This window comes from Streptomyces sp. NBC_00667, from assembly GCF_036226825.1.
Taxonomy (GTDB): domain Bacteria; phylum Actinomycetota; class Actinomycetes; order Streptomycetales; family Streptomycetaceae; genus Streptomyces.
The window spans coordinates 5,048,846-5,073,826 of sequence record NZ_CP109022.1 but is presented as its reverse complement, the minus strand read 5'-3'; the positions used below and the strand labels follow the sequence as shown (position 1 = coordinate 5,073,826).

Sequence of the window (24,981 nt, the reverse complement as noted above, 5' to 3'; positions counted from 1 at the left end):
GCAGACGTCCCCGCCGTCGGTTCACGGCCGGTGGAGGGGGTTGGGAACGGTCCCGTGGGTGACCGCGTGCGGGCGGTCCGGGCGGTCGCGGTAGCCGTCCTCGTGCAGCCGGTTCCGGTTGAGGCACAGCCGGTCGATCCGCTCCGTGAGCAGGTCGAAGAGCTCGTAGCGGTCCTTGAGCTCGGGGAAACGGGCCTGATGGCGGAGGATCTCCGCCCGTACGAGGGACCAGAACTCGCTCTCGGGCACTCCCATCCGGTCCTCGCAGATCGCGGACAGGTAGCGGAAGACGCCGACGAACAGTCCGGAGTGGATGAACTGCGTCAGGTAGGCGGGCGGCTCCGTCAGCAGCGCGGCACGCACCTGGGCGGGCATCGCCTCGTGCTCGGGCAGCGGCTCCCGGCTGATGTTGACGTCGTCCACGAAGTCCTTGACCGCGAGCCGGACGGGGGCGTCACCCTCGTCGAAGATCACGATGGTGTTCTCGCCGTGCGGGGAGAAGACGGTGCCGTACCGGTAGAGGAAGTGGAGCAGCGGGGGCAGCAGGGCGGCGAAGAGCCTCTGGAGCCAGACGGTGGGGGACAGTCCCGAGCGGGCGACGAGCTCGGCGGTGAAGGAGCGTCCGCGCGGGTCGGTGTGCAGGAGGGAGGCGAGGGTGCGGGCCCGCTCGCCGGGGGCGAGCCGGCCGGTCAGGGGCTCGCGCCAGATCGCGCCGAGAAGTTCCTTGTACTGGTACGGGACCTCGGGGAGCCGGTCGTAGACGGGATGCCGGACGGTCACGGAGGCCACCTCGCCGAGGAGGAGGACCCGGCACTCGTCGCGCAGGAACGGGTCCTCGTCGCGCAGGGAGTGGATCCAGGCGGTGACTGCGGGCGCGGCGAGGGTCAGGTCGCAGGGCAGCCCGCGCCAGACCATGGTGTTCAGGACGGAGAGCGGCAGCTTGACGCTGTGCCGATCGGGACGGGTCAGGTTGAGGAAGGTACGGATCGACTGCTGGGGCAGTCGTACGTCGGGATCCGCGGGCAGCGGTACCAGCGCGCCCGAGGCGAGGGCGGGCGCGAAGAGCGGGAGCACTATCTCGTCCCACTGCCAGGGGTGCACCGGGAGGTAGAGGTAACCGCGGGGGTCGAGGCCGCGGTCGCGCAGCGTCCGGTCGAAGGCGGCGCGGGTGACGGCGTCGAGCTCCGCGGAGTACAGGCGCGCGGGGTCTTCCATCGCGCCGGTTCCCCGGTACTCGGCCAGGGAGGTGTGGGCGGCGAGCCAGGGCAGCCGTTGGCGGGTGCGGGATTCGGGGGCCCAGGCGGCGGTGTCGGCCGCGGACATCCCGACGCGGCCCTTGTTGAGCACGAGCCAGGGGTGGCCGGTCTGGTGCCCTTCGAGCGCGGCGTAGTCGAGGTCTGCGAGGACGTCGGCGGTGAGGGCGTGGTGGTCGAGGCGGGCGTCGGCGGAGAGGGTGGCGCTGAGCTCGCGGACGAGGTGGCCGAGGGTGCCGCCGTCGAGACCGAGGAGGGTACGGGCGCGGACCAGGAACTCGAACGGGTCCCCGAAGGGGGTCGGGGGCTGGGAGGTCGGGGGCTGGGGGGTCGGGGGCTCTAACGAAGGGGGCTGTGGGGAAAGGGGCGGTGGGGTGAGGGTGATGGTGCCGGCGTTGACGTCCCAGCTGCCGTAGGAGCGGCGGCGGGCGCGGAAGCCGAGGGTGCTGCCGTCGTCCAGGGCGAGGCTCCAGGCGTCGCCTGCTGCGGCGGGGGCCGGAACGGGACTGATGATCTCCTCGTACGCGAATTCCCCGAGCATCTTGGCGAGCAGCCGACGGGTGGCGGTTTCCCAGGTCACGCCGTTGATCTCGGGTGGTGTGCTCGGGTGCTGGGGCGACGGTGCCACCGCCTCCGGGAAGTGGGGGCCGGTGGAACCTGACGCGGCGGAGAAATTCGACACGGGACTCCTCGGATATCGGGAACTTCGGTCCACGGCGCGGAGTTTTCAATTGCAGACGCGTTGAGTGCGAGGTGTTGAGTGCACACGCGTTGAATGCAGAAGCGTCGAGCGATGACGGTGCGAGGACTGCGGGGCGGCATTCAGAGGAGATTGCGCAGCGCCCGTTCCCGGATCATCAGCGCGGCACGCTTCTCGGGGAGGTCGATTTCCGCGGAACAGCGGAAACCGGAATTCTGGAAGGCTGATACGGAGGGGGTGTTACGGATGTCCGGTTCGGCGATCACGCGAGCACAGCGTGGCCGGTTGTCGAACACCAGGTCTGCGACCGCGCGGAGCAGGGTGGTGCCCAGACCCCGGCCGCGGTTCGTGCCGTCACCGATCAGCAGGTGGATACCCGTGTCGTGGGGGCGCGCCGGGTAGTGCCGGGCGAGCGGGTCGAGGTCGGCCCGGTAGAGCTCCCAGTAGCTCATCGGTGTGCCGTCGAGCAGACCCAGGCAGGGGATGCTGCGGCCGTCGCTGTCCAGCTGTGCCCTTAGGTGGGCGGCCGTGACGGTTGCGGGGCCGGCGAGTTCCCAGTAGGTGGCCACGTCGGGGTCGTTCATCCAGCGGGTGAGGAGTTCCAGGTCGTGGCGCGGTCGTACGGGTTCCAGGCGGAACGCCCCGACCGGGGTGGCGACGGCGCTCCATGCGGCCGGTGAGTCGAGCAGGTCTGCCTCGGCGAGCAACGGCAACCGTTGGGCGTTGAGCCGTGGTGAGGCGGGTTCCCCGATGACCGAGGCGGTGGCGGCGGCCGTGCGGGTGGGCCGATGGGGGTGCGGGTGGAAGGCATCGGCTCTTCTCCGGGTCGATGGGGCGCGTCGGTCGGTCAGTCGGTCGGTCGTCGAGTCGCTGGGTCGTCGTGCGGTCAGCCGCTGCGCCGTCGAGTCGTCGGGTCGTTGGGTCGTTCGCTCGTTCAGTCGTGAAGGGGGTTGGTGATGGTGACGTAGACGGACTGGGTGTCGACCGGGCCGACGAGTTCGTCCAGGCCGCCCAGGCGGGTGAGCAGATTCGCCTTGCAGCGGAGGGTGGGCGAATCGAGCAGCAGCGCGGGGAGCGGACCGAGGCGGGAGGCTTTGCCCAGGAACCGGCGGAAGGCGGCGAGCAGGACGCGTTCATCCGCGAGGTGCTGCGATCCGAAGGCTCCGATCAGCCCGAAGACGTTGTTGATGCCGAGGTAGTAGGCGAAGCGTTCGTCGGTGACGGCGTCGGCGACGAAGGTGTCGCTGGTGGTGCCGATGCCGGGCAGCCTGGCTTCGAGTTCCGCGCGGTGGGAGTCGCGGAAGTAGTAGCCCTGGTTGTCGCGGTAGCGGCCACCGATGGGCCAGCCGGCCGGGTCGAGGAGCACCAGGGTGTTCTGCTGGTGGGCTTCGAGGGCGATGCCTGCGAGCGCGTCGATGGCGAGGACCGGGAGGACGACGTAGTCGAGGTAGCGCAGGAACCACTCGGCGGCTACCGCCGGGGTGGGCCGGCCGGTGGACGCGGCGAGCCGGGAGACCGTCTCGGCGAGCCGTGAGCGCATCGTGGTCCGGCCGGGCCAGGGGCGGGGAGCGGTGAGTGCGGCGATGCAGACGGCGTCGTCACCGGAGCGGAAGGGGTTGTGGCGTAGCAAGGCGTCGAGTCCTTGGACGGGTGTGCCGTCGGGGGTGTCGACGGCGACCCAGGCGGGGTCGCGGACGATGTCGAAGCCGGGGTGGGCCGCCTGCCACTGATCGGCGAGGCCGGTGCGCAGCAGCCGGTGCACCTCGACTCCGCGGTGGAGTTCCTTGCGGAGGTTCTCGCGGCGGGAGTTGGTGATGCGAAGGCCTAGGGACAGCTTGAGCATCGCGGGGGCGCCGGGGCGGTGGACGGTCCGGACGGAGGAGGTGGGGTACCACGGGTCGCCGTACGGGCCCAGGTCGGTCAGGAGTCCCGCGTCGCGGAGGGCGGCGACGGCGGGGCGGGCCAGCAGGTCATGGGCCTGCCAGGGGTGGAGGGGCAAGGGGGTGGTTCCGGCGGGCGTCGCCAGCCCGGGGGCGAGGCGGGAGAGGAGCTGGGCGGCGGGGACGAGCCGGCCGCGTTCGGTCCAGGCGGAGTCGGTGGCGAGCACGGAGGGGTCGATGGCGAACCAGTGGAGGGGGAAGGAGCCGTGGAGTTCGGGTGAGTAGTGGCGTACATCGGCTTCGGAGAGTCCCTCCCGGCTCTTGGGGTCGGGCTGGAGGGGGTGACCGAGGAGGAGGGACTGTTCGGCGGTGAGGAAGCGGTCCGCGGCGATGGGGGCCGGTGGGGTGGGTCGTTGACGCCGGTCGGCGATGAACTCGGCGGTGCGGCGCACCGAGTCGGCTACCCGTCCGACGAGGTCGGCGGCGCGGCCGGTGCCCTCGCGGGCGATCAGGGCGGCAAGGGTGACTGCGTCCAGGGCGGGGGCGTCGGCGGGGGCGCCTTCGAGCCGGGCGGGGGCGAAGCGGTGCCAGCCCGACGGGGACCAGTGCCGGACGGCGACGAGCAGCGCCACGCCGGATGCGGGGAGGGGGATGCGCAGCAGGGTGCCGACGGGCCCGTCGGGGCGGCCGATGCCGCTTTCGCGGACCCAGCACCGCAGCAGGTTCTCCACCGTCGCGGCCTCGGCGGCGATCCCGGGGTCGGGGTGGTCCAGCAGATCGGGCAGCGCCGCCGGATCGGGGCCGAGGAGCCCGGCCCCCGCCGGCCGGGGCCGCATGGTCGGCCGCTTCTGCCTCGGCACGCCGACCGCCGCGGGTGCAGCGGGCCGGCCCCGCTCACCCGGCAGCGCCTCGTGGGCGCCCGTGGTGGGCCCGGCCTCAGACGTGCCGCCTGCGTGGACGTGCCCGGCTTCGGGTCCCGGGGGCGGGGTGGCGCCGCCGGGGCTGGGGTGGTGCGCCGCGGCTCCGCCGGAGGGCGGTGCGCCCACCGGGTCGTGCCCGAGGCTTTCCACACCTGCCTGGGCGGTCCCGAAGGCCGGGGCCGGGTCGACCGCCTCGGCCCCGGGTGCCGGGTCACCGCCCAGACTCCGGCTCAGGGCAGCGCCCTGCACCGCGGCCGGGCCGGACGGCGGCGCCGCTTGGGCGCCGACGGCTCCCTCGGCGCCGGGTGCCGGGGACGGGCCGACGGCTTGCCCCGGGCCGGGGTGGTGGGGCTCGGCCCTGCCGGGGGGCGGGGTCCAGTCCGGGGTGTGCCCGGGGGCTGACAGGCCCGCCTGGGCGGTGCCAGTGGCGAGGGCCGGGTCCGCCGGCCCGGTCACGAAGTCCGGGCCACCGCCCGGCCCCGGTCCCGCACCCTGACCCGGAGCAACGTCCCGGCCGGGGCCAACGCCGAGCCCTCGGGCGGTGCCGGGGCCCGCAACGAACACGGCCCCGGGGGCTGGGTCGCCGCCCAGGGGCGGGCTGCCGCACGGCATGCCGACCTGACCCGGAGCAACGTCCTGGCCAGGGGCAACGCCGAGCCCTCGGGCGGTAGCGGCCAACGCGGCAGGCGCGGCCCCCGGGGTCGGGGCCCCGCCCGGGGTTGGCTCGCCGGACGGGGTGCCGGCCTGACCTGGGGCAGCGGCCTGGCTTCGGGGAGTGCCTGGGGTTGGCATGGCCCCCGGGGTCGGGGCCCCGCCCGGGGAGGGACTGCCGCACGGGGCGCCGGCGTGGCCTGGGGCAGCGTCCTGGTTTCGGGGAGTGCCCGGGGCGTGGGCGGGGTCCGGGGTGGGTGCCGGGGGTGTGGTCGCGGTCGGGGTGGGGTCTGGGGGTGGCGTGGGCATGGGGGGTCCTTGGGGTTCGGTCAGTGGGGCCGGCGGGCGGCGGGGACGGCGTCGGTCAGCCGGTCGAGGACGGCTCCGGCCTGCTCGTCGGTCAGCGTCAGCGGCGGCAGGAGGCGCACGACGCTGGAGTGACGGCCGCCGAGTTCGACGATCAGGCCCCGGTCCAGGCACTCCTGGCGGACGGCGGCCGCCAGCTCGGGAGCGGCGGCTCCGGTGTCGGGGTCGACGACTTCGACGCCGATCATCAGACCGCGGCCCCGCACGTCCCCGACGCAGGGGTGGTCGGCGGCGAATCCCCGCAACGCCGTCAGCATCCGCTCCCCCAGCACGGCGGCCCGCTCCGCAAGACGGTTCTGCCGGACGTAGGCCAAGGTGGCGGTTCCCGCCGCCATGGCCAGCTGGTTGCCGCGGAAGGTACCGGCGTGGGCACCGGGCGCCCAGACGTCCAGCTCCGCCCGGTACACGATCACGGCCAGCGGCAGGCTGCCCCCGATCGCCTTGGACAGGACCATCACGTCGGGCACGACCCCGGCGTGGTCGACTCCCCAGAAGGCGCCGGTGCGCCCCACACCCGTCTGCACCTCGTCCGCGATCAGCGGGATGCCCCGTTCGGCGGTGATCTCCCGCATCCGGCGCAGCCACGCGTCCGGCGCCGGGTGGACTCCGCCCTCACCCTGGACCGGCTCCACGATCATCCCGGCCGGCGCCGGCACCCCGCTCTTGGGGTCGTCCAGCAGGCTCTCGGTCCACCGCGCCGCCAGCCGCTCCCCGTCGGCACCGGCGACCCCGAACGGAGGGCGGTGGTCCTGGGGGAACGGCAGCCGGGTGACCCGTACGGCTTCGGCGCCGCCCGAGGCCTCCAGCGCCCCGGCCGTCATGCCGTGGTACGCCCCGGTGAAGGCCAGCAGCCCCGAGCGCCCGGTGGCGGTACGGACCAGCTTGAGCGCGGCTTCGACCGCGTCCGTCCCGGCGGGCCCGCAGAACTGGACCCGGGCGTCCGCCGCCAGCGCGGGCGGCAGGTTCGCGAACAGCTCGGTGGTGAACGCGTCCTTGACCGGGGTCGCCAGGTCCAGCACGTGCAGCGGAGCACCCGAGTCGAGCACCCCCCGGACGGCTTCGAGCACCACGGGGTGGTTGTGTCCCAGCGCGAGCGTGCCCGCGCCGGAGAGGCAGTCGAGGTAGCGCCGCCCGTCGGCGCCCTCGATCGTCAGCCCCCGGGCCCGTACCGGGACGATGGGCAGGGAGCGCGCGTACGTCCGTGCGGCGGATTCCCGTAACGCCTGCCTGCGCAGGATGCCCTCGGCCGCGACCGGCGCCCTGTTGCCCTGCTGCGGCACCTGTTCCGCCGCCGCAGGGCCGGCCGGCCCTTGGGCCACCGCCGTGTTCTGCGCCTCGCCCTCGGCTGCGGCCGGCTCGGTCAAAGGCTCGCTCCACGCCACGACTGTCGGTCCTCCCGCCCGGATCTCTCTTCCGGATTGCGTCTCGAACAGGAACGCTGCTGCCCCATCCCCCGTACGTACCAACGACGGTGAAGGCGGCGGATCACGGGTGACCGGAAGATCCTTGCCCTCGGCGGACCCCGCAGGGACCCGGCGGAGGGTGAAGGAACCGCGGCCCCGGCCTGTGTCGTCCTCAGCCGCAGCGGCATAGTGGGGTGCTGCGCCCGGCGCGCGCGAATGGCGAGCCGGCCGCACCGCACCCCGTTCAACGCCTCGAACCACCAGGGGGACTTACGACATGCGACCGAACCGACCGGTCACCGCGGCCCTGTGCGCGGCCGCGCTCGCGCTGACCGCCGCGGCCTGCGGACCCGGCGACGGTGAGGCCGGCGGCGACGCCAAGCCGACCGTGGCGGCCAGCCTGCCGTCCGGCGCCACCGACGGGATCAAGATCCCGGACGACATCAAGGAAAAGCTGAAGCAGCACGGCATAGACATGGAGAAGTGGAAGGGGGGTGCGTGGAAGAACTGGAAGCGGGAGGACTGGCTCCGCGAGGCGGGCGACTACATCAACCCGATCATCGAGGGCCTTTGGGACCCGGACCGGATGCGTGACGCCGACAAGACGCCGCAGCCCCCGGCCGTGGACCCGGACGCCGGCAAGGACCAGGGCGTCACCGACCCCACTCCCGCGCCGGTTTCCGCGAAGCAGGCGGCCGCGCCGTACCACGCCAACGTCCCGGCGTCCGGCAAGGTCTTCTTCGACGGGCCCGAGGGCTCGATGGTCTGCTCGGCCACGGTCGTCAAGGACCCGGCCCACCCCGGCAAGTCCAACCTGGTCTGGACGGCGGGCCACTGCGTGCACGCCGGCAAGGCCGGCGGCTGGTACCGCAACATCGCCTTCGTCCCGTCCTACAACAACGCGGGCAAGACGGCGCCGGAGCTCAAGGGCGCCCCTCGCGACCAGGTGGCCCCGTACGGCGTGTGGTGGAGCGACTGGGCACAGACCTCGGACCAGTGGATCGCGACCGGCGGCCCGACGGGCGGGGCGGGTGCCCCGTACGACTTCGCGGTGCTGCACGTGACCCCGGAGAAGGGCTCGGGCAAGTCCCTGGAGGAGACGGTCGGTTCGGCGCTCCCGGTGGAGTTCGCCGCCCCGGCGGTGCAGAAGGTCGCGAGCATCACGGCGACGGGCTACCCGGCTGCGGCGCCGTTCGACGGCCAGCGGGCGTTCCAGTGCACGGACAAGCCCGGCCGGCTGTCGCTGACCGCGGCCTCCCCGGTGATGTACCGCATCGGCTGCACCATGACCGGCGGTTCCTCGGGTGGCGGCTGGATCGCGGCGGGCGCCGACGGCAAGCCCGCGCTGGTGTCGAACACGTCGATCGGTCCGGCGAAGGCGGGCTGGCTGGCCGGCCCGCGGCTGGGCCCGGAGGCCAAGGGCGTGTACACCGCGGTGAGCAACAAGTTCAAGTAGCAGCGGCGACGCGGCACTTGCGGGAGTGACACGAAGGAGGGCCCCCGCCCGAGGCGGGGGCCCTCCTTCACACGGCGCGGCCGGTCAGTGCTTCGCGGGCACGTACGGTGCCAGGTCCGCGGCCAGTTCCTGGTGGACGCGCGCCTTGAGCAGGGTGCCCTCCGGGGTGTGCTCCTCGGAGATGACCTCGCCCTCGGCGTGCGCCCGGGCGATCAGCGAGCCGCGGGTGTACGGCACCAGTGCCTCCACCTCGACCTCCGGCCGGGGCAGCTCGGTGTCGATGAGCGCGAGGAGCTCCTCGATGCCCATGCCGGTCCGGGCGGAGACGGCGATGGAGTGCCGCTCGATGCGCAGCAGGCGCTGGAGGACCAGCGGGTCCGCCGCGTCCGCCTTGTTGATCACCACGATCTCGGGCACGTTGACCGCGCCGACCTCGCGGATGACCTCGCGGACCGCCGCCAGCTGCTCCTCCGGGGCCGGGTGCGAGCCGTCCACGATGTGCAGGATGAGGTCGGAGTCGCCGACCTCCTCCATCGTGGAGCGGAACGCCTCGACCAGGTGGTGGGGCAGGTGCCGGACGAAGCCGACGGTGTCGGCCAGGGTGTAGACGCGGCCGGAGGGGGTCTCGGCCCGGCGCACGGTCGGGTCGAGGGTGGCGAACAGGGCGTTCTCCACCAGGACGCCCGCACCGGTGAGGCGGTTGAGGAGCGAGGACTTGCCGGCGTTGGTGTAGCCGGCGATGGCGACCGAGGGCACCTTGTTGCGGCGCCGTTCCTGCCGCTTGATGTCGCGGCCGGTCTTCATCTCCGCGATCTCCCGGCGCATCTTCGCCATCTTCTCGCGGATCCGTCGCCGGTCGGTCTCGATCTTGGTCTCACCGGGGCCTCGGGTGGCCATTCCGCCACCGCCGCCGCCGCCCATCTGCCGGGACAGCGACGCGCCCCAGCCGCGCAGTCGCGGCAGCATGTACTGCATCTGCGCGAGCGCGACCTGTGCCTTGCCCTCTCGGGACTTGGCGTGCTGGGCGAAAATGTCGAGGATGAGGGCGGTCCGGTCGACCACCTTCACCTTGACGACGTCTTCGAGGGCGATGAGCTGGCCGGGGCTGAGCTCTCCGTCGCACACGACGGTGTCGGCGCCGCTCTCCATGACGATGTCGCGCAGTTCACGTGCCTTGCCGGAACCGATGAAGGTGGCCGGATCGGGCTTGTCGCGGCGCTGGATCACGCCGTCGAGCACGAGAGCACCTGCCGTCTCGGCGAGGGCCGCGAGCTCCGCGAGGGAGTTCTCGGCGTCGTCCACGGTGCCGGAGGTCCACACACCGACGAGTACGACGCGCTCCAGGCGGAGCTGTCGGTACTCGACCTCGGTGACGTCCTCGAGCTCGGTGGAGAGGCCGGCGACGCGGCGCAGCGCCGCGCGCTCGGAGCGCTCGAACTGTTCGCCGTCGCGGTCCCCGTCGATTTCGTGGCTCCAGGCGACGTCCTCTTCCATCAGGGCATCGGCCCGAAGGCTCTCGGTGAAGCTCGGCGAGTCCTGCACGTCCTGTGCGTCCCGCGCGTCCTGGGAAGGGGAAGAGGAGGAGGTCATTGGATCCTTACGTCGATTCGAATGCGTCCGCGCCCGACCGCTGCCGAGGCTGCCGCCGTGCGTGACATGACACGGTCGTGACATAGCACTGCAATGTCCAACGTGTCACACCGCCCGGAGATTCCCGGACCCGGGGGCCCACGGCCGGGCGGACCGGCCTGTCGATGGTGACATGCCCGTTCGGCGCCCGTCACACGCTTTTCGCACGGGCGCCACCCGGATCGGGCCGGGCGCCCGCGCGGTCTCAGGCCTTCTTCGGGGTCGCCCTGGGCGCGGGGGCCGCGTTCGGCGCGGCCTTGGGGGCGGGGGTCGCCTTGGACTGCGCGCTCCATTCGGGGTGTCCCGGCATCGGCGGGGTCGTCGCGCCGTACAGCCACGGCTTGAGGAAGGGTTCCAGGTCCCGTCCCGCCTCCCGGGAGGCGAGGCGCACGAAGTCCGCCGTGCCCGCGGTGGAGTCCGCGTGCTCGGCCACCCAGCGCCGCTCGACCCGGTCGAAGGCGGCTGCGCCGATCTCCTGGCGCAGGGCGTAGAGGATGAGCGCGGACCCGTCGTAGACCACCGGCCGGAACAGTCCGATCTTCTCCCCGGGCGGGGCCGGCTTGGGCGCCGCCGGCGGGCCGCCCGCCGCCCGCCACTGGTCGGAGCGCTGGTACGCCTCGCGCATGCGCCGCTCCAGGGAGTACTTGCCGAGGCCGTCCGCGTAGAGCGCCTCGTACCAGGTGGCGTGTCCTTCGTTGAGCCACAGGTCGGACCAGGTCCGCGGGGTCACGCTGTCGCCGAACCACTGGTGGGCGAGCTCGTGGACCATGACGGAGTCGACGTACCACTCGGGGTAGGTGCCGGCGGTGAACAGCCCGCTCTCGAAGAGCGAGAGGGTCTGGGTCTCCAGCTCGAAGCCGGTCTTGGCGCGGGCGATGAGCACGCCGTAGTTCTCGAAGGGGTAGCGGCCGACGCGTTCTTCCATCCACGCGATGTGCGCGGAGGTCTTCTTGAGCCACGGCTCCAGCCGCTGCCGGTCGGCGGCCGGCACCACGTGGCGCAGCGGCAGCCCGTGCGGTCCGGTGCCCGACGGCACGGCGGAGGCGCCGACCGAGACCTGGGCGAGCTCCGTGGCCATGGGGTGCAGGGTGCGGTAGGTCCAGGTGGTGGGCTGGCCGGAGCGCTGGACCGGGAGGGCGGTGGGCACTCCGTTGGCGACGGCCGTGAGACCGGCCGGGGCGGTGATCCGGAAGGTGAAGAACGCCTTGTCGGCGGGGTGGTCGTTGCAGGGGAAGACCCGGTGGGCGGCGTCGGCCTGGTTGGCCATGGCGAGCCCGTCGTCGGTGGTCACCCAGCCGCCGTCGTCGCGGCCGCGCGGGTCGCTGGTGTGCCGTACGACGACGCGCAGCGGCGTGTGGGCCACGACGGGCCGCGCGGGGGTCAGCACGAGGTCCTCCCCGGCGCTCTCGAAGCGTGCGGGCTCCCCGTTGACCTCGGCGGACGCGACGGTGCCGTGGGTGAAGTCCAGGTTGATGCGCTCCAGGTCCTCCAGGGCCCGGGCGTCGATGACGGTGACGGCGTCGAGCGGGCTGCGGTTGTCCTTGTAGGTGAAGGACAGGTCGTACGAGAGGACGTCGTAGCCGGGGTTGCCGAGCTCGGGGAAGAGGGTGTCGCCGATGCCGAGTGGCTTGGGCGGCGGCAGCACCGCGGCGACGAGGGTGAGGGAGGCCGCGGCGAGCAGCGCGGCGCGCAGGCGGGGGGAGGTGAGCTGCATCCACCATCGCTTACCAGTGCCCGGCGCCCCCTTGCGACCGGCGCGCGACGGCGCCACCCGAACGGGTTCGCAGGCCGGTGGACCGGCCTACGCATGACCGACGCGCCGTGGACCGGCCGGCGCGCGACGACACGCGCGACCACGCGTCGTGGACCGGACCGCACCGGGTACGGGCAGCCCGGCGTGCCGGCTACGCCCTGCTGACGTCGTACACGCCCGGCACGTCGCGCATCGCCCGCATCAGCGCCGGGAGTCCGGCCGCGTCGGGGAGCTGGAGGGTGTACGTGTGCCGGACCCGCTGTTCGACGGGCGGTTCCACGGTCGCGGAGACCACCTCGACCCCCTCGCGGGCGATCGCTTCGGTCAGGTCGGCCAGCAGGTGCGGGCGGCCGAACGATTCGGCGAGCAGGGTCACGCGGCAGTCCGCCGTGTCCCGCCAGTGCACGGCGACCGAGGTACGGCCCACGGCGCGCATCTGGGCCACGGCGGGGCACTGGACGCGGTGCACGGTGACGGCCCCGCCCCGTACGACGAACCCGGCCACGGCGTCCGGCGGCACGGGGGTGCAGCAGCCGGCCAGCCGTACGTGCGCGTTCGGCAGGTCGGCGACGGCGTTGCCGCTCCCCCCGCGCGCGCCCACGACGGACAGGGGCGCCCGTGCGGCGGTGGTGGTGGCCGCGGCGTCGTCGGGGTGGGTCGCGAGCCAGCTGCCGATGGCGATGCGGGCGGCGGGGGTGGTGGCGTGCTCCAGCCAGTCGGCGGCCGGCCCGGAGGAGGAGTCGTGGGAGAGCAGCAGTTGGACGGTGTCGCCGTCGGAGAGCCGGGACGACAGGGAGGTGAGGCGCCCGTTGACGCGGGCGCCGATACAGCCGTGGGCCGCCTCGCCGTACTGGGCGTAGGCGGCGTCGATACAGCTGGCGCCGCCCGGAAGGGTCAGGGTGCGCGGGGCGGCGGCGGCGCCGTCCACCGCGAAGACGGTGACTTCCCGGTCCTGGGCGAGTTCGGCGCGCAGGACGGTCCAGAAGGTGTCGGGGTCGGGCGCGGACTGCTGCCAGTCGAGCAGCCGCGACAGCCAGCCGGGCCGGGTGGGGTCGACGCGTTCCTCGTCGCAGTCGGCGGGTTCGCCCGTGGTGTACGGGTTGCCGAGGGCGACCACGCCGGCCTCCGCGACGCGGTGCATCTGCCGGGTCCGGACGATGACTTCGGCGACGTGCCCGTCGGGCGTGGCGACGGCGGTGTGCAGCGACTGGTAGAGGTTGAACTTCGGGACGGCGATGAAGTCCTTGAACTCGGAGACCACCGGGGTGAAGCAGGTGTGCAGTTCGCCGAGCACCCCGTAGCAGTCGGCGTTCTCGCCGACGAGGACGAGGATGCGTCCGAAGTCGGAGCCGCGCAGCTCGCCGCGTTTGCGGGAGATGCGGTGGACGGATACGAAGTGCCGTGGCCGTACGGCCACTTCGGCGGCGATCCCGGCGTCGCGCAGGACGGCGCGCACGGAGTCGGCGATGGCGGGCAGCGGATCGTTCTCGCCCGTGTGGGCGGCGATCAGCGCGCGGGTCTGCTCGTACTCCTCGGGGTGCAGGATCGCGAAGACGAGGTCTTCCAGCTCGGTCTTGAGGGCCTGTACGCCGAGCCGTTCGGCGAGCGGGATGAGGACGTCGCGGGTGACCTTGGCGATGCGGGCCTGTTTGTCGGGGCGCATCACGCCGAGCGTGCGCATGTTGTGGAGCCGGTCGGCGAGTTTGATGGACATGACGCGGACGTCGTTGCCGGTGGCGACGAGCATCTTGCGGAAGGTCTCGGGTTCGGCGGCGGCCCCGTAGTCGATCTTCTCCACCTTGGTGACGCCGTCGACGATGAAGCAGACCTCGTCGCCGAACTCCTCGCGGACCTGCTGGAGCGTCACTTCGGTGTCCTCCACGGTGTCGTGGAGGAGTGAGGCCGTCAACGTGGTCGTCTCCGCGCCGAGTTCGGCGAGGATCAGGGTGACGGCGAGGGGGTGTGTGATGTACGGCTCACCGCTCTTGCGCATCTGGCCGCGGTGGGAGGTCTCCGCGAGGAGGTACGCGCGCCGCAGGATGGACAGATCGGCGTCCGGATGGTGGGCACGGTGGGCTTCCGCCACGTGTCCGATGGCGTCGGGGAGCCGGTCGCGGGACGGGGGGCCGAGCAGCGCGGCACGCCCGAGACGGCGCAGGTCAAGCCTGCTGCGGCTCCGTCTGCGCAGCTCAGGGCGCGCTTCGGGGTGTGCTTCGGGGTTCGTGGCCTCTGCACTCATGGGAACCTCCGGCGGCTTCGACCGGCGGTGGTGGGCATGGGGTGAGCCCTCAGGGCCGGTGCCTGATGTTACCGACCCCACCACGTGGCGCAGTCCACCTCTCGCACAGCGTGAAACGGATCACCCATTAGAGGGAAGCTGCGCGGCAATGCCCGGGCCAGGACAAACCTAGGCGAAGGCCGTTTCGGTGAGCCAGGCCGACTCGCACTCGCCCGAGGCCACGATGACGGCGGGTCCGGTCATGTCGATCCGGCCGTCGGGGTGTTCGGTGATGAGGAGGGTGCCGCCGGGGAGGTCGACGGTGTAGGTGACGGGCTGACCGGTGAGGGCCGGGTCGGCGCCGTCCCGGCGGATGGCGGCCACGGCGACGGCGCAGGCGCCGGTGCCGCAGGAGCGGGTCTCGCCGGAGCCGCGTTCGTGGACGCGCATGGCGACGTGCCGGGGGCCCCGGTCGACCACGAACTCGACGTTGACCCCGGTGGGGTAGGTGGACGCCGGGCTGAACGGCGGGGCGGTGAACAGGTTCCCGGCGTCGTCGAGGCTTTCGACGAACGCCACGGCGTGCGGGTTCCCCATGTTCACGTTCCGCGCGGGCCAGGTGCGCTCGCCGACCGAGACGGTGACCTCGCCCGCGGGCAGTTCGGCGCGGCCCATGGACACGGTGACGTCGCCGGTCTTGGCCAGGTGCACGTGCTTGACGCCGCCGCGCGTGGCGACGGCGAGGTCGCCGGGCTCGACGTGGCCGGCGTGCTGGAGGTAGCGGGCGAAGACCCGCACACCGTTGCCGCACATCTCGGCGACGGAGCCGTCGCTGTTGCGGTAGTCCATGAACCATTCGGCTTCGCCGGCCATGTGCGCGGCCTCGGGATGGGCGGCGGACCGCACCACGTGCAGCACCCCGTCCGCGCCGATTCCGGCCCGCCGGTCGCAGAGCTTGGCGACGGCGCCCTCGGGCAGCTCGATGGCGTTGTCCGGGTCCGGGACGATCACGAAGTCGTTCTCGGTTCCGTGGCCCTTGAGGAAGGAGAGGGTGCTGTGCGTCACGGGCCCATCGTAAGCGACGGGCCTCAGCGCAGCCGGGCCACCCGGTACACGGCGAGCGCGACGACGGCCAGCGCGACCAGCGCGTACAGCGCGGCCATGCGCCAGTCGGGGAGGCGGCCGCCGCCCCGCGGGCGGAGCCCGGGCAGGGAGTAGCCGACCCGGCGCGCGGCCATCATCCCCCAGCCGGCGGCGCAGGCGCTGATCAGGAAACCGAGCATGGCGACGACGGCTCCGCCGTCACCGAACTCGAAGGCGAGGGGGAACGCGAACATGAGCGAGCCTGCGGCGGCCAGCATCACGATGGGGGTGATCTGCCAGATGCGCAGGCGGCGCTGGGGGCGCAGTTCAACCTCGAACTCGGGGCCGGTGGCGCCCTCGGCCGCGGCGTCCGGCGCGTCCGGGCCGTCGGGGGTCAGCCGCGCGGGGTCGGCGGGCAGCCCGAGCGAGCCGGGACCGTCGGGCCCGGCCGGCTGCGGTCCGGGCTCCTGTCGCGGAACCGTCCCGGAGGCGGGGTCCGCGGCGGGCCCGGCAAGGCCCGGAGCGAGCCGGGCAGGCTCCGCGGCGGGCCCGGCAGGCTCCGCGGTCCCGCTGTGGAGCAGGTCCGCCTCCCGTCCGGTGTCGTCCCGCCCAGTGTCACGAGGGCCGGCCTCCATAGCCACGCGCCCTCCCCACTCGGACTTCGTACGCCGCTGTTCAGCAGTTTGATGATGGCATGGTCCAGACCCCCAGACGGGCGCACGGGGCTTCCCGATGCCATCACGTGATCAGGCTGTGACCGCTCGTTCGACCAACGACTGCGCGAGTCCGGGGAGTTCCCCGCGGTCCTCGGCCGCTCCGCTGAGCCAGTGCACGCGCGGGTCCCGGCGGAACCAGGAGTCCTGTCGGCGGGCGAACCGCTTGGTGGCGCGTACGGTCTCGGCCCTGGCCTCGTCCTCGGTGCACTCGCCCGCGAGGGCGGCCAGCACCTGCTGGTACCCCAGCGCGCGGGAGGCGGTGATGCCCTCGCGCAGCCCCTGGGCCTCCAGCGTCCGGACCTCGTCGACCAGACCGGCCTCCCACATCCGGTCCACCCGCAGGGCGATCCGCTCGTCCAGCTCCGGCCTGGCGACGTCCACGCCGATCTGGACCGTGTCGTAGACGGACTCGTGGCCCGGCAGGTTGGCGGTGTACGGCTGCCCGGTGATCTCGATGACCTCCAGGGCCCGGACGATCCGGCGGCCGTTGCTGGGCAGGATGGCGTGGGCGGCGTCCGGGTCGACGGCGGCCAGCCGGGCGTGCAGGGCGCCGGGGCCGCGCAGGGTGAGCTCGTCCTCCAGCCGGGCCCGCACGGCCGGGTCGGTGCCGGGGAAGTCCATGGCGTCGAGCGCGGCGCGGACGTAGAGCCCGGAGCCTCCGACGAGGACCGGCGTGCGCCCCTGCGCGAGCAGGGCGTCGATCTCGGCGCGGGCGAGGCGCTGGTACTCGGCGACGCTCGCGGTCTCGGTGACGTCCCAGACGTCCAGGAGGTGGTGCGGGATCCCTCCGCGTTCCTCGGGCGTCAGCTTGGCGGTGCCGATGTCCATCCCCCGGTACAGCTGCATGGAGTCCGCGTTGACGACCTCCCCGCCGAAGTGGTGGGCCAGGGCTACGCCCAGGTCGGACTTTCCGGCCGCGGTGGGACCGACGACGGCGATGACCCGCGGGGCGGGAGCTGCATTCCTCACTGCCACAGTCTCGCAAACCCTGCGCCGGATACCCGATCGAGTGACGTGACGGGATGCGGTCGGGGTCGTTGCCTTGGCGGGGTTCCGGGCCCGGCGCGCCCGGGGGAGGCCGGTCCGGCCAAGGCGGAACTCCACTCGCACGAGTAACGTTTATGGGAGTAGACATGGGTGTTTTCAGCCGGTTTTTTGGCCGTAAGGATCAGGGTTCGACCGAAGAGGCCGCTCCCGAGGGCCTGACGGCCACGCCCGGGGAAGCGGAGGCAGTGGCGGCTGAGGCGGAGGTCCCGGCGGCGGAGCCCGTGGAGATCCCGAAGCAGCAGTCGGTGGAGGCCGCCGCGGACAGCGAGACCGGCGAGGGCGCCCGTACGTAGCTCCCGGCAATGGACGGTGACCAATGGGCCTCTTGGACAATCTGAAGGCCAAGCTCGGGCCGGCGAAGGACAAGGTCGGCGACCTCGCGCAGCAGCACGAGGGCAGGATCGGCGAGGGTCTGGACAAGATGGCCAAGGTCGTGGACTCCAAGACCAAGGGCAAGTACAGCGGCCAGATCACGGCGGGCACGAGCAAGGCGAAGGGCGCCCTGGGCAAGATCGCCCACAAGGACGATCCCGGTCACGGTCCCGGCGGGCCGACGCCGCCGGCGACCGGCTGAGTCGTCCGCGAAGGGGTGCGGGGTCCGAGGGGCCCCGCGCCCCTTCGGCGTACCGCCGCCGGGCGGGTTTCAGGACCAGGCAGCGACGAAGTAGCCCACCCCGTACGGGGCGTCCTCGTACAGCAGCCGGCCGTCGAGCCCCGCGCCCTCCGCGGCGCCGGCGAGGACCTGCCACGGCGCCCGGCCGGCGGCCTGGAGTTCGGCGGCGAGCGTGACGTCGAGTCCGGCGAGGGCGGCGGTGTCCGCGGTGGCGAGGGCGGCTGCGGCGGCGGCGTCGAAGGCTCCGGCGCGCTCGTCGAGGTAGCCGGGCGCCTTCAGGGTCCGGCAGGCGCTGCCGTCGCCCATGACGAGCAGGGCGACCCGGTCCTCCCGGGCGGCGAGGTCGCGGCCCGCGCGCAGGGCCTCCCCGGTCTCCAGGGAGTGCGCCACCGCGAGCCCCTCGACGGGCGCGGCGCCCCAGCGCGCGTGGTCCAGCAGCCAGGCGCCGACGGCCAGGGCCGGCGGGAGCGGCCGCGTACCGGCGTCCGGCTCCTCGCCGGGCCGGACCCCTTCGCCGGGGCGGACGCCCTCGCCGAGCCGTACACCGGAGTCGACGCCGAAGCCGTGGAAGCCTCCCCGGGAACCCTGGGGGTACGGGCCGGCCTGGTCGTCGGACGACGCGGCGCCCACGACGACCAGCAGGCCGGGCCTGGAGGCCGCGAGCACGGCGAGCGCGTCGGAGCAGGCGGTACGGGCCCCGTCCAGTTCGGCGGCGGCCCCCGCGGCGACCTCCGGCACGAGGAGCGGCGGGGCGGGACAGACGGCAGCGGCTACGAGCATGATCCGCAGCCTAGCCGGGCGCGGCCCGCTCCGGGCCCCCCGCGGGGCCCCCTCGCACCCGCCCGGCGCGCCGCGGGATCAGGCGGTCACGGCGCAGCCGGAGCTGGTCGGCGGCAGCGGGGCCGGGACGCCCAGGGTGGGGATGCCGAGCATGACGCCCGCCGGCTGGGCCGGGGCGGCGTTGCGCTTCTCCCACGCGTCGCCGGCGCGGGTGCGCCGCACGGAGCGGGCCGGGCCTTCGGCCAGCAGGTGGTGCGGGGCGGCGTAGGTGATGTCGACGGTCACGACGTCACCGGGGCGGACCTCCTGGTCCGGCTTCGTGAAGTGCACGAGGCGGTTGTCGGGGGCGCGGCCGGAGAGCCGGTGCGTGGCGCCGTCCTTGCGGCCCTCGCCCTCCGCGACCATGACTTCGAGGGTGCGGCCGACCTGCTTCTTGTTCTCCTCCCAGGAGATCTCCTCCTGGAGGGCGACCAGGCGCATGTACCGCTCCTGGACGACTTCCTTGGGGATCTGCCCCTCCATCTCCGCGGCGGGGGTGCCGGGGCGCTTGGAGTACTGGAAGGTGAAGGCGTTCGCGAAGCGGGCCTCGCGCACCACGTGCATCGTCTGCTGGAAGTCCTCCTCGGTCTCGCCGGGGAAGCCGACGATGATGTCGGTGGAGATCGCCGCGTGCGGGATGGCGGCGCGCACCTTCTCGATGATGCCGAGGAAGCGCTCCTGGCGGTACGAGCGGCGCATGGCCTTGAGGATCGGGTCCGAGCCGGACTGCAGCGGCATGTGCAGCTGCGGCATCACGTTCGGGGTCTCGGCCATGGCCGCGATCACGTCGTCGGTGAAGTCGCGCGGGTGCGGGGAGGTGAAGCGGACCCGCTCCAGGCCCTCGATCTGTCCGCAGGCGCGCAGCAGCTTCGAGAAGGCCTCGCGGTCGCCGAGGTCGGAGCCGTAGGCGTTGACGTTCTGGCCGAGCAGGGTGATCTCCGAGACGCCCTCGGCGACCAGTGCCTCCACCTCCGCCAGGATGTCGCCGGGACGGCGGTCCTCCTCCTTGCCGCGCAGCGCGGGGACGATGCAGAAGGTGCAGGTGTTGTTGCAGCCGACGGAGATCGAGACCCAGGCGGCGTACGCGGACTCGCGGCGGGTCGGCAGCGTCGAGGGGAAGGCCTCCAGCGACTCGGCGATCTCGACCTGCGCCTCTTCCTGCACGCGGGCGCGCTCCAGCAGGACGGGCAGTTTGCCGATGTTGTGGGTGCCGAAGACGACGTCGACCCACGGGGCCCGCCGGACGATCGTGTCGCGGTCCTTCTGCGCGAGGCAGCCGCCCACGGCGATCTGCATGCCGGGGCGCTTGGTCTTCATCGGGGCGAGCCGGCCGAGGTTGCCGTACAGCTTGTTGTCGGCGTTCTCGCGGACGGCGCAGGTGTTGAAGACGACGACGTCGGCGTCGCCGTCGGAGCCCTCGGGCGCCCGCGTGTAACCGGCGTCCTCCAGCAGACCGGAAAGCCGCTCGGAGTCGTGCACGTTCATCTGGCACCCGTAGGTGCGCACCTCGTAAGTTCCCTTGACGTCCACTGCCGTGCTCCGGTCGCTGCTGCTGGTCATGGAACAAGGGTAGGCGCTCCCCGGATGCCCTCCGGCCCGCAGCCGCGGGGGCGGTGGTCCACCGGTGCACGGCGTCCGGGCCGTGACAGGACGCCGGGCGGGGTGGCAGGATCGCCGGCGTGCACCTCGTACCGCCCCGCGTGAGCCGGCGTCGCGCCCTGTGGGGCCTGGCGGCGGTGCTCGCCGTGTGCGGGCTGCTGGTGTGGTGGCTGAGGCCCTTCGGGGAGCCGGAGCCCAGCGGCAGCCTCACTTTCAGCACGGGCGTCCGTACCGGCGTCTACCACCGCTACGGGGAGCTGCTGGAGCAGGCGCTCGCCACCGACATGCCCCGTGTGACGGTGAAGCTGGAGCCCAGCGAAGGCTCCCAGCAGAACCTCCAGCGGGTGGCCGCCGGGGAGGCCGACTTCACCATCGCGACGGCGGACGCGGTCGCCAAGTACCGGCTCGACGGGAAACCGGGGGCGGAGCGGCTGCGGGGCGTCGCGCGGCTCTACGACGACTACGTGCAGTTGGTGGTGCCCGCCGGATCGCCGGTGCAGTCGGCGCGGGACCTCAAGGGGAAGCGGGTCGCGGTCGGCCAGGCCGGGTCCGGGGTGCGGCTGATCTCGGACCGGCTGCTGGCGGCGGCAGATCTGGACCCGGCGCGGGACATCACCCCGGTGTCGATAGGCATCGACACCATGCCCGCGGAGCTGGAGGCGGGGCGGATCGACGCGTTCTTCTGGTCCGGCGGCCTGCCGACCAACGCGGTACGGGAACTGTCCGAGCGGTTCGAGATCCGGCTCGTGCAGCTGGGCGACCTCGTCGAGCGGCTCCAGGGCAGCGGCACCCCGTCCCGCTACTACCGGGCGGCGGTGATGCCGCAGGACGCGTACGCGCGGGCCCGCAATACCTCGGCGGTGGCCACCTTGGCGGTGCCGAACCTGCTGGTGACCAGGGACGACACCGGTCCTGAGCTGACCGAGCGGTTCACCCGGACGGTGATTTCGAGCCGGGACCGGATCGGGCACGAGGTGCACGCCGCGCAGCTGGTGGACCTGCGGACGGCGATCTACACCGATCCGCTGGCGCTGCACGAGGGCGCGGCGCGGTACTACCGCTCGGTCAAGCCGTAGGCGGGGCAGCCGTCGGCCGGTCCGCTCCGTCTCCGGGCAGCCCCGTCAGCCGGTCCGCCCCGACAGCAGCATCGTCGCCGCGGCGGCCGCGCCGATCAGCCCCGCGTCGGTGCCCAGGCTCGCGGGGACGACCCGCAGGTCCCGCACGAAGGACAGGGTCGCGTACGAGGCCAGGTGCCGCCGGACCGGTTCGAAGAGGGTGTCCCCGGAGGCGGCCACGCCGCCGCCGATGACCGTGATGCCGGTCTCCACCAGGGTCGCGGTGGCCGCGATGGCGGCGGCCAGGGCCCGGCCCGCCCGGTCGAACGCGGCGACGGCGACGGGGTGGCCGGCCCGGGCGGCGGCGGCCACCCCCGCGGCGGTGGCGTCCTGGTCCCCGCCCGGGGTCCAGCCCTGGGCGAGGGCCCAGCGGGCGATGGCCGTGCCCGAGGCGAGGGATTCGACGCAGCCCCGGCCGCCGCAGACGCACGGCTCGCCGTCGAAGGCGACGCTGATGTGGCCGATGTGACCGGCGTTGCCGGTGGGGCCGGGGTGGAGCCGGTTGTTCAGGATGAGGCCGCCGCCGACGCCGGTGGAGACCACCATGCACAGGGCGTCGGCGTGGCCCCGGGCCGCGCCCAGCCAGTGCTCGGCCGCCGTCATGGCCACGCCGTCGCCGGCCAGCACGGCCGGGATCCGGGCGCCGTGGGCCGCCAGCTCCGCAGAGACCCGGTCCAGGACGGGGAACCCGCGCCAGGCGGCGATGTTGACCGGGCTGACGGTGCCGCGCGAGGTGTCGACCGGGCCGGCGCTGCCGACGCCGCAGCGGACCACCGACGGCCACAGCGGGCTCCGCGCGAGGTCGGCGACGACCTCGGCGACGGCGGCCATCACCCCCTCGGCGTCGGTCCCGCGCGGGGTCGGGCGGCGGGTGCCGGCCGTCATCGCCCCGTCGGGGTGCACCAGCGCGCCGGCGATCTTCGTCCCGCCGATGTCGATCGCCACGGTGAGGCCGTCGGCCGAGCCGGGGCCGCGGTGCGCGGAGGGGGCGGAGGGGGAAGTGGTCACGGCGGCGCTCCTGGAAGGGGTCGGGGTTCAGTATGCGGCCGGGGCCTGCGCCGTACTGTCGCGGGGTTCCAGCCGGGGCAGCTCGCTCTCCCGCACCCGCGGCGGGCCCCCGGCCAGGACGGCCAGCAGTTCCTCGGCCGCGAGCCGCCCGAAGCCCGCCGTGTCACGGACGAGGGCGGTCAGCCGTGGATGGGTGACCCGGCACAGGGCCGAATCGTCCCAGGCCACGAGCGAGAGCCGGGCGGGGACGGGGATCCCGAGGCCGGCGGCGACGGCGGCGCCGGCCACCGCCATCACGTCGTTGTCGTAGACGAGCGCGGTGGGCGGCTCGGGGTCGGCGAGGACCCGCCGGGTGGCGGCGGCGCCCTCGGCGTCGGAGTAGTCGGTCACCACCGACCGGACGTGGGCCGGGCCGAGGCCGTGCCGCTCCGCCCAGGCGCGCAGCGAGGCCATTCGGCGGGCCGTGTGGGCGAGGGCGGGCAGGCCCGCGACGTGGGTGATCCGGCGGTGCCCGAGCCGGTGGAGGTGGTCCAGTACCTGCGCCATGGCTCCGGCGTCGTCCGCCCGGACGGTGGAGAGGGCGGCGGGCGGCCCCTCGGGGCCCACGGAGCCGTCCGGCCCGGTGGTCACCGCCGCCGCGGCCGGGTCCGTCGCCGTCGCCGTCGTGCCGACCATCACCGCGGGAAGGCCGAGTCCGGTCAGGAGTTCCGGCCGGGGATCCCGGGTGCGCGGGTCCACGACGATGACCCCGTCGACGCGCCGTTCCGCCCACCAGCGCCGGTAGACCGCGCACTCCGCGTCCACGTCCTCCACCACCTGGAACAGGAGGGCGATCCGGCCGGCGGCCAGCACCTCCTGTATGCCGGAGACGAGTTGCAGAAAGAAGGACTCCACCCCGAGGGTGTGCGCGGGCCGCGCCAGGACCAGCCCGACCACTCCGGCGCGCGCCCCGGACAGGGCGCGGGCCGCGCTGTTGGGCTGCCAGCCGAGCTCTTCTGCGACGCGCCGGATCCGGGCCCGGGTGTCCTCGGAGACGCCCGGCCGGCCGTTGAGCGCGAAGGAGACGGCGCTCTCCGACACCCCTGCCCGGCGGGCGATGTCCTTGATGGTGGGTCTGCGGGCCATGGCCGGCTCATCCTCCTGCGGTGGCGCGAACTGCGATGGCCGGACCGTACGCGATCCGGCCCGGCCCGGCCGCTTCCCCCGCCGATGGGCCCTGGCTCCGAAGTCGCTTTCCTGAGGGGTCGGTTCGGGCACGACCGTGACTGCGCCACTCGGGCGGAGCGCACGAGTACACCCCTTGCCGAGCGCCCCGCACCCACGAGCACGGCAGCGGGCACGGACGTTGCCCAGCCCTGCACACCGGCCGCTCCGGCGCGAATGGCCCTGTTGACTTCCCCTTGGACTCCCGGCAGTTTTCGGTGGGTCCGGTGCCTTCCTGCGAACTCCGGGACCCCCATGCCCGACGGCCGCCCCCTTCCGCCCCCCGTCCGCAGTCCGCGCTTCGGCGTCAACTACACCCCCGCGCGGGGGTGGTTCCACCACTGGCTGGACTTCGACCTCGGTGACGTGCGGGCCGACCTCGACTCGATCGCCGCCCTCGGCCTGGACCACGTCCGGGTCTTCCCGCTCTGGCCGGTGTTCCAGCCGAACCGCACGCTCATCAGGCCCCGCGCCGTCGAGCAGCTGCTCGCACTCGCCGACGCGGCCGCCGAGCGCGGACTGGACGTCGCCGTGGACGGCCTGCAGGGGCACCTGTCGAGCTTCGACTTCCTGCCCGCGTGGACCCGGACCTGGCACCGGCGCAACATCTTCCGCGACCCGGACGTGGTCTGCGCGCAGGAGGAGTACCTGACCACGCTGGCCGCCGCCCTCGCGGACCGGCCCAACTTCCTCGGCATGACCGTGGGCAACGAGATCAACCAGTTCGCCGACGCCCCGCACCCCGACCCCGACCGCATCGACGCGGCCCGGGCCGCGCGCTGGCTGGAGCGGATGCTGGCCGCCTGCGACAAGGGGGCCCCCGGCCGGTTCCACGTCCACGCCGAGTACGACGCCGCCTGGTACCAGGACGGGCACCCCTTCACCCCGGCCCAGGCGGCCCGGCTGGGCGCGGCCACCGCCGTGCACTCCTGGGTGTTCAACGGCACGGCTCAGCGCCACGGGGCCACCGGGACGGCGACCGAGCACCACGCCGCGTACCTGATCGAGCTCGCCAAGGCCTGGGCGGTGGACCCGCACCGGCCGGTGTGGCTCCAGGAGGTCGGGGCTCCGGCCCCGCTGGTCCCGCCCGAGCAGGCGGCGCGGTTCACCGGGGCCACCGTGGCCAACGCGCTGGACTGCGCGGACGTGTGGGGCGTGACCTGGTGGTGTTCGCACGACGTGTCGCGGGAGCTGGCCGACTTCCCGGAGCTGGAGTACGGCCTCGGCCTGCTCACCAACGACCGCCGGGTCAAGCCCGCCGGAGCCGCGCTGGCCCGGATCGCCGCCTCGTGGCGGGGCCGCGAGCACCGGCCGCCGCCCCGCTCGACCGCGCTCGCCGTCGACGTCGGCGGGGCGGAGGCCGCGCCGGGCCGTTCGGTGTGCGGGCCGGGCGGGGCGTTCTTCGAGGCCTGGGCGGCGCTGACCGCGCGGGGGCTGCGCCCGGCGGTGGTCCTGGCGGATCTGGCCCGGGACCCGGCGCACCTGTCGGCGCGCGGGATCACCGAGGTTCTGCACGTGCACGACGTGACCGGCACCGCCTGACCCCGCC

Annotated in this window: 19 protein-coding genes; 5 read left to right on the top strand and 14 right to left on the bottom strand. The window is 73.8% G+C overall.

Annotated elements, in window-relative coordinates; translation table 11 throughout:
* Window positions 1–21: 21 nt before the first annotated feature.
* The 4 genes from OHA81_RS23545 to OHA81_RS23530 all read right to left on the bottom strand — a co-directional run bounded on the left by OHA81_RS23545 (window position 22) and on the right by OHA81_RS23530 (window position 7,050).
* On the bottom strand, window positions 22–1,794 hold the full coding sequence (locus tag OHA81_RS23545; RefSeq protein WP_443056790.1) for an IucA/IucC family protein: 1,773 nt from the start codon (window positions 1,792–1,794) through the stop codon (window positions 22–24).
* 281 nt (window positions 1,795–2,075) lie between these two features.
* Complete coding sequence (locus OHA81_RS23540) at window positions 2,076–2,705, bottom strand: GNAT family N-acetyltransferase (RefSeq protein WP_329202510.1); 630 nt, start codon at window positions 2,703–2,705, stop codon at window positions 2,076–2,078.
* Window positions 2,706–2,887: 182 nt separating this feature from the next.
* Window positions 2,888–4,879, bottom strand: a complete 1,992-nt coding sequence (locus OHA81_RS23535; RefSeq protein WP_443056789.1) for an IucA/IucC family protein — start codon at window positions 4,877–4,879, stop codon at window positions 2,888–2,890.
* A gap of 854 nt (window positions 4,880–5,733) precedes the next feature.
* Entirely contained in the window at window positions 5,734–7,050 is a 1,317-nt protein-coding gene (locus tag OHA81_RS23530; RefSeq protein ID WP_329202507.1) for a diaminobutyrate--2-oxoglutarate transaminase family protein, read from the bottom strand.
* Window positions 7,051–7,450: 400 nt separating this feature from the next.
* Between OHA81_RS23530 and OHA81_RS23525 the strand changes: the two genes are divergently transcribed.
* Entirely contained in the window at window positions 7,451–8,629 is a 1,179-nt protein-coding gene (locus OHA81_RS23525) for a trypsin-like serine peptidase (RefSeq protein WP_329198905.1), read from the top strand.
* A gap of 84 nt (window positions 8,630–8,713) precedes the next feature.
* Here OHA81_RS23525 and hflX read toward each other — a convergent pair whose 3' ends face one another.
* From hflX to miaA, 6 genes are all read right to left on the bottom strand, one after another.
* Window positions 8,714–10,219, bottom strand: a complete 1,506-nt coding sequence (gene hflX, locus OHA81_RS23520) for a GTPase HflX (RefSeq protein ID WP_190186222.1) — start codon at window positions 10,217–10,219, stop codon at window positions 8,714–8,716.
* Window positions 10,220–10,463: 244 nt separating this feature from the next.
* Window positions 10,464–11,972 (bottom strand): M1 family metallopeptidase, encoded by a 1,509-nt coding sequence (locus OHA81_RS23515; protein WP_329198903.1) that lies wholly within the window; start codon window positions 11,970–11,972, stop codon window positions 10,464–10,466.
* Window positions 11,973–12,162: 190 nt separating this feature from the next.
* Window positions 12,163–14,250, bottom strand: coding sequence for a RelA/SpoT family protein (locus tag OHA81_RS23510; protein ID WP_329198902.1), 2,088 nt, complete (start codon window positions 14,248–14,250; stop codon window positions 12,163–12,165).
* Window positions 14,251–14,418: 168 nt separating this feature from the next.
* Window positions 14,419–15,294, bottom strand: coding sequence for a diaminopimelate epimerase (gene dapF, locus OHA81_RS23505; RefSeq protein WP_329198900.1), 876 nt, complete (start codon window positions 15,292–15,294; stop codon window positions 14,419–14,421).
* A 23-nt stretch (window positions 15,295–15,317) separates the two neighbouring features.
* A complete protein-coding gene (locus tag OHA81_RS23500) occupies window positions 15,318–15,953 on the bottom strand; it encodes a hypothetical protein (RefSeq protein WP_443056628.1) in 636 nt (211 codons plus the stop codon).
* Between the two features lie 105 nt (window positions 15,954–16,058).
* Complete coding sequence (gene miaA, locus OHA81_RS23495) at window positions 16,059–16,997, bottom strand: tRNA (adenosine(37)-N6)-dimethylallyltransferase MiaA (RefSeq protein ID WP_329198898.1); 939 nt, start codon at window positions 16,995–16,997, stop codon at window positions 16,059–16,061.
* Between the two features lie 164 nt (window positions 16,998–17,161).
* On the opposite strand from miaA, the gene OHA81_RS23490 reads away from it, so the two are divergent.
* Both OHA81_RS23490 and OHA81_RS23485 read left to right on the top strand, forming a co-directional pair.
* Entirely contained in the window at window positions 17,162–17,368 is a 207-nt protein-coding gene (locus OHA81_RS23490; protein WP_329198896.1) for a hypothetical protein, read from the top strand.
* 23 nt (window positions 17,369–17,391) lie between these two features.
* Window positions 17,392–17,649, top strand: coding sequence for an antitoxin (locus OHA81_RS23485; RefSeq protein ID WP_329198894.1), 258 nt, complete (start codon window positions 17,392–17,394; stop codon window positions 17,647–17,649).
* Between the two features lie 69 nt (window positions 17,650–17,718).
* On the opposite strand, the gene OHA81_RS23480 is transcribed toward OHA81_RS23485, so the two are convergent.
* Both OHA81_RS23480 and miaB read right to left on the bottom strand, forming a co-directional pair.
* The gene (locus OHA81_RS23480; RefSeq protein WP_329198892.1) at window positions 17,719–18,468 is read right to left on the bottom strand and encodes a class III extradiol dioxygenase subunit B-like domain-containing protein; all 750 of its coding nucleotides are present in this window, start codon (window positions 18,466–18,468) and stop codon (window positions 17,719–17,721) included.
* Between the two features lie 78 nt (window positions 18,469–18,546).
* Complete coding sequence (gene miaB, locus OHA81_RS23475) at window positions 18,547–20,067, bottom strand: tRNA (N6-isopentenyl adenosine(37)-C2)-methylthiotransferase MiaB (RefSeq protein ID WP_329198890.1); 1,521 nt, start codon at window positions 20,065–20,067, stop codon at window positions 18,547–18,549.
* A 119-nt stretch (window positions 20,068–20,186) separates the two neighbouring features.
* Here miaB and OHA81_RS23470 point away from each other — a divergent pair, with 119 nt between their 5' ends.
* Entirely contained in the window at window positions 20,187–21,182 is a 996-nt protein-coding gene (locus OHA81_RS23470) for a TAXI family TRAP transporter solute-binding subunit (protein ID WP_443056627.1), read from the top strand.
* Window positions 21,183–21,227: 45 nt separating this feature from the next.
* Here the strand turns inward: OHA81_RS23470 and OHA81_RS23465 are convergent, their stop codons facing one another.
* Together OHA81_RS23465 and OHA81_RS23460 are read right to left on the bottom strand one after the other, a co-directional pair.
* Window positions 21,228–22,229, bottom strand: coding sequence for an ROK family protein (locus OHA81_RS23465; protein ID WP_443056626.1), 1,002 nt, complete (start codon window positions 22,227–22,229; stop codon window positions 21,228–21,230).
* A gap of 27 nt (window positions 22,230–22,256) precedes the next feature.
* The gene (locus OHA81_RS23460; protein ID WP_329198888.1) at window positions 22,257–23,354 is read right to left on the bottom strand and encodes a LacI family DNA-binding transcriptional regulator; all 1,098 of its coding nucleotides are present in this window, start codon (window positions 23,352–23,354) and stop codon (window positions 22,257–22,259) included.
* 333 nt (window positions 23,355–23,687) lie between these two features.
* On the opposite strand from OHA81_RS23460, the gene OHA81_RS23455 reads away from it, so the two are divergent.
* Window positions 23,688–24,974, top strand: a complete 1,287-nt coding sequence (locus OHA81_RS23455) for a glycoside hydrolase 5 family protein (protein WP_329198886.1) — start codon at window positions 23,688–23,690, stop codon at window positions 24,972–24,974.
* Window positions 24,975–24,981: the final 7 nt, after the last annotated feature.

Bases quoted from the DNA above. Each gene is read 5' to 3' on its own strand.
- OHA81_RS23545 (WP_443056790.1), bottom strand. From the start codon at position 1,794: ATGCTCGGGGAATTCGCGTACGAGGAGATCATCAGTCCCGTTCCGGCC.
- OHA81_RS23525 (WP_329198905.1), top strand. From the start codon at position 7,451: ATGCGACCGAACCGACCGGTCACCGCGGCCCTGTGCGCGGCCGCGCTC.
- hflX (WP_190186222.1), bottom strand. From the start codon at position 10,219: ATGACCTCCTCCTCTTCCCCTTCCCAGGACGCGCGGGACGCACAGGAC.
- OHA81_RS23515 (WP_329198903.1), bottom strand. From the start codon at position 11,972: ATGCAGCTCACCTCCCCCCGCCTGCGCGCCGCGCTGCTCGCCGCGGCC.
- OHA81_RS23510 (WP_329198902.1), bottom strand. From the start codon at position 14,250: ATGAGTGCAGAGGCCACGAACCCCGAAGCACACCCCGAAGCGCGCCCT.
- OHA81_RS23490 (WP_329198896.1), top strand. From the start codon at position 17,162: ATGGGTGTTTTCAGCCGGTTTTTTGGCCGTAAGGATCAGGGTTCGACC.
- OHA81_RS23485 (WP_329198894.1), top strand. From the start codon at position 17,392: ATGGGCCTCTTGGACAATCTGAAGGCCAAGCTCGGGCCGGCGAAGGAC.
- OHA81_RS23480 (WP_329198892.1), bottom strand. From the start codon at position 18,468: ATGCTCGTAGCCGCTGCCGTCTGTCCCGCCCCGCCGCTCCTCGTGCCG.
- miaB (WP_329198890.1), bottom strand. From the start codon at position 20,067: ATGACCAGCAGCAGCGACCGGAGCACGGCAGTGGACGTCAAGGGAACT.
- OHA81_RS23460 (WP_329198888.1), bottom strand. From the start codon at position 23,354: ATGGCCCGCAGACCCACCATCAAGGACATCGCCCGCCGGGCAGGGGTG.
- OHA81_RS23455 (WP_329198886.1), top strand. From the start codon at position 23,688: ATGCCCGACGGCCGCCCCCTTCCGCCCCCCGTCCGCAGTCCGCGCTTC.